A 6,343-nucleotide genomic window follows, 5' to 3' on the forward strand; every position below is an offset into this window, starting at 1 on the left:
CAAGAATCGACCTTAAATCAAAAAATGGAATTATAATTTTAGAAACAGGAAATTATGATATTGCATCTGGATTATCAGATGAATGGATTTATTGGAAATCAGGAATTGCCGATTATGTTGTTATGCAGAGGAATAAATCATATCTATTAACTTTATTAATAATAGGTTATTTAATTATAATTTCATTGTCAATTTTTATCATCCGAAAAAAGAACAAACAGCGGAAAACAACTGTGGGCAACACCGTATATAAGCAATAGCGGGTTTCGTGCTTACCCAAAGTTATGGTACAAATTTAAGGTCAGTGCCAACCGAAAAGTAAGTGCATAAAAACCGCTACTGCTCATATACAAACACGTTGGCAGTAATTTAAGAAAACGATGAAAAACATATTATTTATTTTAACAATTCTGACTTTTAATAGTGTCAGCTCACAAAAAATTTTTGGCGAATTATCATATTCCGAAAGAAGAATTGCACCACCAACATACAATTTAGATGATATGATTGAAATGCAGAACGGAATCAAAAAAATTGCGACTGATTATAAAATTGTGATTCCCTATCTCGAAACTGAATTAAGTCCTACTAATTGTAAATCTTTACTTGGAAAAAAATGTAATTTATACAGACAGGAAATAAGTAGAATTAAAACTAAATTTCTAAAACTGGAATACTCAAATGACTATTTCGAAAATAGGTCATATGTCTTGTCTTCAGTCAAAAAAATGAATATGATTGACTTTGAATTACAACAATCATTCACTCTGAAAAACAAAATTTCGGAACAGAAAATAAAAATAGCTGAAATAGAAAAACTTCTCAATGACGAGAAGTGTGATAGTTTAAAAAGAGAATGTAAAAAAATAAAAAAATCAATATCTAAAATAAAAAAGAGACAAGCTTATTTTATAAAAAAAAGTAGCTATGTTACTTTTTCAGATGAAATAGCCGAATTTGAAATTTTATTAGACGAAATAATATATTTAATCAAAGCTTAATAACATTAAACCAAAAAAAATGCTCAATCATAAAATTTTTACTTTTTTTGTTTTATCGTTAATTTCATTAAATTCTTTTGGACAAGATGTAAAATGTAATGATTTGATTGATTATGTAGTCAAAAAAGGAACATATAAAAATAGTGTGTTTCCTATTCAATTAATAAGTTCTGATTGGTTAAATAAAGTAGAAGCATATTCAATTGAAAACAAAATAATTGTAATTGCTGAAATCAAAAATGATGAATTGTTTTCTACAAATAAGAAATATATTTTTTGTGGAATACCAACTGAAAATTGGAACGCATTCTATGTTGGTTTAAATGATTTAGATAAATCTTTCGGAGAGAGATTTCATAAATATATATTTGACTATAAGTGTGATTGCGAATAAAAAACAAAAAACTACTGCCAACAACGTGTATAATTAATGGCTAGTTTCAGCCTACTTACGAAAATCCTCGCGGATTTTCTATTCGGTTTTTATTTGCTAAATTAGGTGCTTAAACACGCCACTAATCATACACAAAACCGTTGGCAACAATGTCAGAAAACCGAGAATGCGAAAAAAACTGAACATAGGAATTATATTTTTGATTGGAATTTTAATTCAATCTTGCGACCCGACTTATCCTGTTTTAATAAAAAACGACAGCGGAACTGAAATCATAGTTGATGCAAAATTGACTAATGACTTTTACCCAGGATTGACAACAACATATATTGCAGACGAAAATAATCGACTTCAATTCAAAGTGGAATCTGGACAAGAATTTCAATGCGGAATGACAATTGGCGGATTAAAAGATGATTTACCATTTACGGATTTGAAAATTTACACGCATAAAGACACAATAATTGCAAAGAACAGAAACGAAGTACTGAATTTATTTGACAAGAATTGGATTGGAAATTTAAAAACACCTTATATACTAACAGTAAAATAATATTATGGATTACGGATACAAATTTGAGCAATTAATAAATAAATATATTGGAACACCTGACTACGTAACTTATGCGAATAATTGGAATAATAAAAACGAAAGAACTTCTTTGTTATTTGCAGCTTGCATAAAAGAATACGATAAAAACAGTACAGGCGAAATTGGAGAAAAGTTACAATACTTTATGGAAGAGCTTTTTAATGACAACAATGAAGACAGAAAAATAAGTAAAGAGTGTATGGAATTTTTGAATGGATTAAAATAAAACACAGTTGCCAACACCGTATATAATTTATTGCTAGTTCTAGCTTACTTACGAAAATCCTCGCGGATTTTCTATTCGGTTTGTATTTGCTAAATTAGGTGCTTAAAACACGCAACAAACCATATACAAACACGTTGTACACAAGCTTCAAAAAAATGAATATTAACCAAGAAGATTTAAAAAAGCTCGTTTCTGACTTTAAAAAGAAGTCAGAGGAATTAGAAGATCTTATCAATCCTATTCTGGATAAAAACAAACTACCTCAAAAAGAAATATTAGAAGTTTGTCAAGTAGCAAAATTTTCAAAAGATATTGATGAATCGATTAAAATAATAGGTAAAGGATTTCCTCCAAGTCCAGATTTTATAATAGAGCATAACGAAGTTTTGAAGGGATTGGAACATACTCGTATTATTAATTCTAAATCTAAAAATGTTTTAAAAATAAAATCTTTAATCGATTATACTGAAAATATTTTTCGCGAAACGTATCCTGAATTAAATATTCTAATTTATATTTCCATTCAGAAAAACTTCAATTTCAGACAAGATCAAAAAAAAAATATTGCTGACATAATTGTCAACACTGTTTACAAGAAATATTTGGGTAAAGAATATCAAACGCCTCCCTTTTTAACTCAATTGAGAATTATGTCACATTCTTTGCTCGTTTTTGAATATGAAGAAAATTATTCCCCTCCAGAATATTTACCTAAAGAACTACTGATTAAAAGAGTTAAAAAGAAAGAGATTAAAATAGAAAAATACAAAAAAGGCGAAAATAAATTAAAAGAATATTGGTTATTACTTTTATTAGATACAACATCTTCCACATCTTACGTTCTTGATAGAAATGTTGACTATTCAATAAACACCAGTTTTGATCGTGTTTATTTAATGGAAGATTTAGGTTCTAAGATTATAAGAATACATTAAAAGCCAGTGTACAACACCGTATATAATGAATAGCGGGGTTTGGCTCTAAATCGAAAATTTTGGTATATTTGGTTTGTCGCCAATTTTTGTTTTAATCACTTTAGAACAAAAAGATAAAAGCTCAAAAACAAAAATTTGGCTTGTGTTTAGCGGAATAATTCTCGCTTATTTGCCCGCTACTCATCATATACAAACACGTTGGCAACAAGCTAAAAAGAAAATCGTGAACAAATTAAAAACAGGAGAATTTTACGGAACACATTACCAAACATTAGCTTTTGAAAACATTGTAATCACAGATACAGAATATACTCACTCTAAAGTTGATTGGCATCATCACGAAAATCCATATTTTACTTACTTGCTTCAAGGAAAATTATTTGAATCGAACAAAAAGGAATCTTACTATTTAGAACCTGGAAGTTTATTATTTCATAACTGGCAAGAGGCACATTTCAATATAAAACCACCCGAATTTACAAGAGGATTTCACATTGAAATGAATGAGAATTGGTTGTCAAATTTTGATATTCAAACCACAGACTTTGAAGGAAGTATCAACTTAAAGAATCCTCTAATTAAAAATATTATGAACAAATTGTTCATTGAATCTAAAGTAAACGACCAATACTCAAATTTAAGCATAGAGACATTCTTGCTTGAAATATTCAGTACTATAAAGGAAACTAAAGAGCGAAGTTCAAAAAAACCTAATTGGATAAAAAAATTACAAGAACTACTCTTTGAAGAACAGATTGACTACTCTTTGAAAAATTTAAGCTCGATTTTAGGAATACACCCAGTCCATTTATCAAGAGAATTTAATAAACATTTCGGAACGAGTTTAGGTAACTATATAAGAATAATAAAGGTAAATCAGGCTTTTAATCTCATTGCTTTAAACCAATTATCAATGACTGAAGTTTGTTATAAATGTGGTTTTTACGACCAAAGCCACTTTATCAAAAACTTCAAACAAGTTTACAGAACGACACCTTCAAAATTCTTGAAGAAAATTTCAATATGCTAATTATATACAATTTTGGGGATTTAATTAAGTTCATCTTTGCTACTTCTTCAAAAATCAATCAAAAATGAGACTTCAAAGTATCACAACTTTCTTTTTTACACTTCTTACATTCAGTATTTTCGGTCAAAATATGGCTGATTACACAAGCAATTGGGAAGGAAAAATAGAAAATTCCAAAACATTCAATTTTACAGTATCAATTGAAGATTTACAATCTGAAAATGCTGTTTTTAAAATTTCTAATAACAAAAGCATAATTAATCAACCATTCAAAATAAATACAGAACGATATATAAAAATACCAATTAGTGAAAATTTATCATTCATTGGAGATTTATCGAAAAATGGTAACGAAATTAATGGGTTTATCAAATCTGGTTTATTATTATATCACATAAAACTAACAAAATCAGCAACTAATTCTTTTATAGGAACTTGGAATATATTGATGGTGGACGAGCTTAAATCTCAAAACTTTTATTTAAGTGTAGAAAACGGTCTGGATGACGATTATCAAGCATATCCTATACTCGCCGATGACCGATTTACCGGAACTTGGTGTACTAATTTCCAAAAGGAAAATGACATTATATCATTTGTTGATTTCAAAACTGGATTACAATTCAAAGGGAAATTACTTCAAAACGAAATTCAATTAAGTATCTTATTAGAAGAGCATTTACTTACGCAATTAGATTTGAAAGAGTCTAAAACTGATTGGGAAATTGGTGGCTTTAAAACAGATAATAAAACATCTATTTTAGAACTTACCGAAATGGAAAATCTTATTTCAAATGATTCATTACCAAATACACATTCAGTTATAATTTCAAAAAAAGGGAAAACTATATATGAAAATTATTTCGATGGTTACAACTCAAAAATCCCTCACGATATGCGTTCAGCGTCAAAAATTATATCGTCTGCCATCGTTGGTATTGCAAAAGACAAATCATTATTTAACAATGTTGACCAATCCATTTTTGATTTCTTGCCTAAAGAATACCAAATCTACAAAGACAGCTTAAAAAGTAAAATAGACATAAAAAGTCTGTTAACTATGAGTTCGGGCTTGGATGCTGTCGATTTTGGGATTAAACGAAAATCTTTGGCATCAGAAGATAATTATCAACCTACCCAAGACTGGACAAAAACTATTTTACAAACACCAATGATTAATGAGCCGAACACACACGCCAACTATGGTTCTGCCAACCCATATCTTCTTGGGGTTGCAATGGACTCTACTGTTTCTGAACCATTGGAGTTGTTTATGGACAAAAACTTATTTCAAAAATTGGGAATTTCAAATTACATTATCCAAACCGATATGACTGGTCGTCCATATTTTGGTGGCGGAATGTATTTAACACCAAGAGATATGATGAAATTCGGAGAATTATATCTTAACAAGGGAAAGTCAAATGGAAAGCAAATTTTGTCAGAAAATTGGGTGAACAACTCGTTTAAAAATTATCGTGTTTTAGAAAATACAGTCGATAAGAATGGATACGGATATTTATGGTGGCACTACAAATACAATTTTAAAGGAACTTCTATAAAATCAAACGAGGCCAGAGGTGCTGGCGGACAATATATTTTTGTGCTTCCCAAATTAGAAATGGTCGTTGTAATAACATCTGGAAATTATAGAAACGGAAAAACACAACAACCTGAATTGATTTTAGAAAAATATATTTTGCCTTACATTGAAAACTGAATGAAGCCAGTTGCCAACAATGTATAAACGCAATAGCGGAGTTAGTACTTAACCAAAAGTAATTTTATAAATTTATGATCAGTTACAAACCGAAAAGCGGTACGTAAAATTCCGCTACTGCGCTTATACTAAACGTCAGACTGCGCAATAACCTCCCTTTCTTAATAACTTTGTTGATTTCCTTTTAACGCATTGCCCAGATCACTTTAAGATATTGGTTATCTTAATGTTATGGATTTTATAACAGGTTTTAACAGGGATCAATTGATAATGATGGACTTTGAGTCATGCGTAGGTCATGATTCATGGGCGCGTACCGTTGATATGTTCGTGGATATCCTCCCAATGGAGGAACTGGGCTTCAGGGACGTGCTCAATTCAGAGGGAAGGCCTCCCTACCATTCGACGGATATGCTCAAGCTCTATCTCTACGGGTACAAGAACA

The 6,343-nt window shown here is 29.9% G+C and carries 7 protein-coding genes and 2 pseudogenes; all 9 read left to right on the forward strand.

From position 1 onward, the window contains the following. Positions 1-260 (forward strand): annotated as a pseudogene (locus tag G525_RS22595) (serine hydrolase domain-containing protein); the annotation flags it as partial. 120 nt (positions 261-380) lie between these two features. Then, positions 381-1,001, forward strand: a complete 621-nt coding sequence (locus tag G525_RS0117535) for a hypothetical protein (protein WP_027127299.1) — start codon at positions 381-383, stop codon at positions 999-1,001. Positions 1,002-1,020: 19 nt separating this feature from the next. Then, positions 1,021-1,395 (forward strand): hypothetical protein, encoded by a 375-nt coding sequence (locus G525_RS0117540; protein WP_027127300.1) that lies wholly within the window; start codon positions 1,021-1,023, stop codon positions 1,393-1,395. A 166-nt stretch (positions 1,396-1,561) separates the two neighbouring features. Continuing rightward, the gene (locus G525_RS0117545) at positions 1,562-1,948 is read left to right on the forward strand and encodes a hypothetical protein (RefSeq protein ID WP_027127301.1); all 387 of its coding nucleotides are present in this window, start codon (positions 1,562-1,564) and stop codon (positions 1,946-1,948) included. A 4-nt stretch (positions 1,949-1,952) separates the two neighbouring features. Continuing rightward, a complete protein-coding gene (locus tag G525_RS0117550) occupies positions 1,953-2,213 on the forward strand; it encodes a hypothetical protein (protein ID WP_027127302.1) in 261 nt (86 codons plus the stop codon). Between the two features lie 155 nt (positions 2,214-2,368). After that, complete coding sequence (locus tag G525_RS21390) at positions 2,369-3,148, forward strand: hypothetical protein (protein ID WP_035480090.1); 780 nt, start codon at positions 2,369-2,371, stop codon at positions 3,146-3,148. 73 nt (positions 3,149-3,221) lie between these two features. Then, positions 3,222-4,178 (forward strand): helix-turn-helix transcriptional regulator, encoded by a 957-nt coding sequence (locus G525_RS0117560; protein WP_245577824.1) that lies wholly within the window; start codon positions 3,222-3,224, stop codon positions 4,176-4,178. 130 nt (positions 4,179-4,308) lie between these two features. Further along, on the forward strand, positions 4,309-5,898 hold the full coding sequence (locus tag G525_RS0117565) for a serine hydrolase domain-containing protein (RefSeq protein WP_027127304.1): 1,590 nt from the start codon (positions 4,309-4,311) through the stop codon (positions 5,896-5,898). A gap of 231 nt (positions 5,899-6,129) precedes the next feature. Next, positions 6,130-6,343 (forward strand): annotated as a pseudogene (locus G525_RS22600) (IS1182 family transposase); the annotation flags it as partial.

Origin of the sequence: Gelidibacter mesophilus DSM 14095 (assembly GCF_000423005.1) — a bacterium.
GTDB lineage: Bacteria > Bacteroidota > Bacteroidia > Flavobacteriales > Flavobacteriaceae > Gelidibacter > Gelidibacter mesophilus.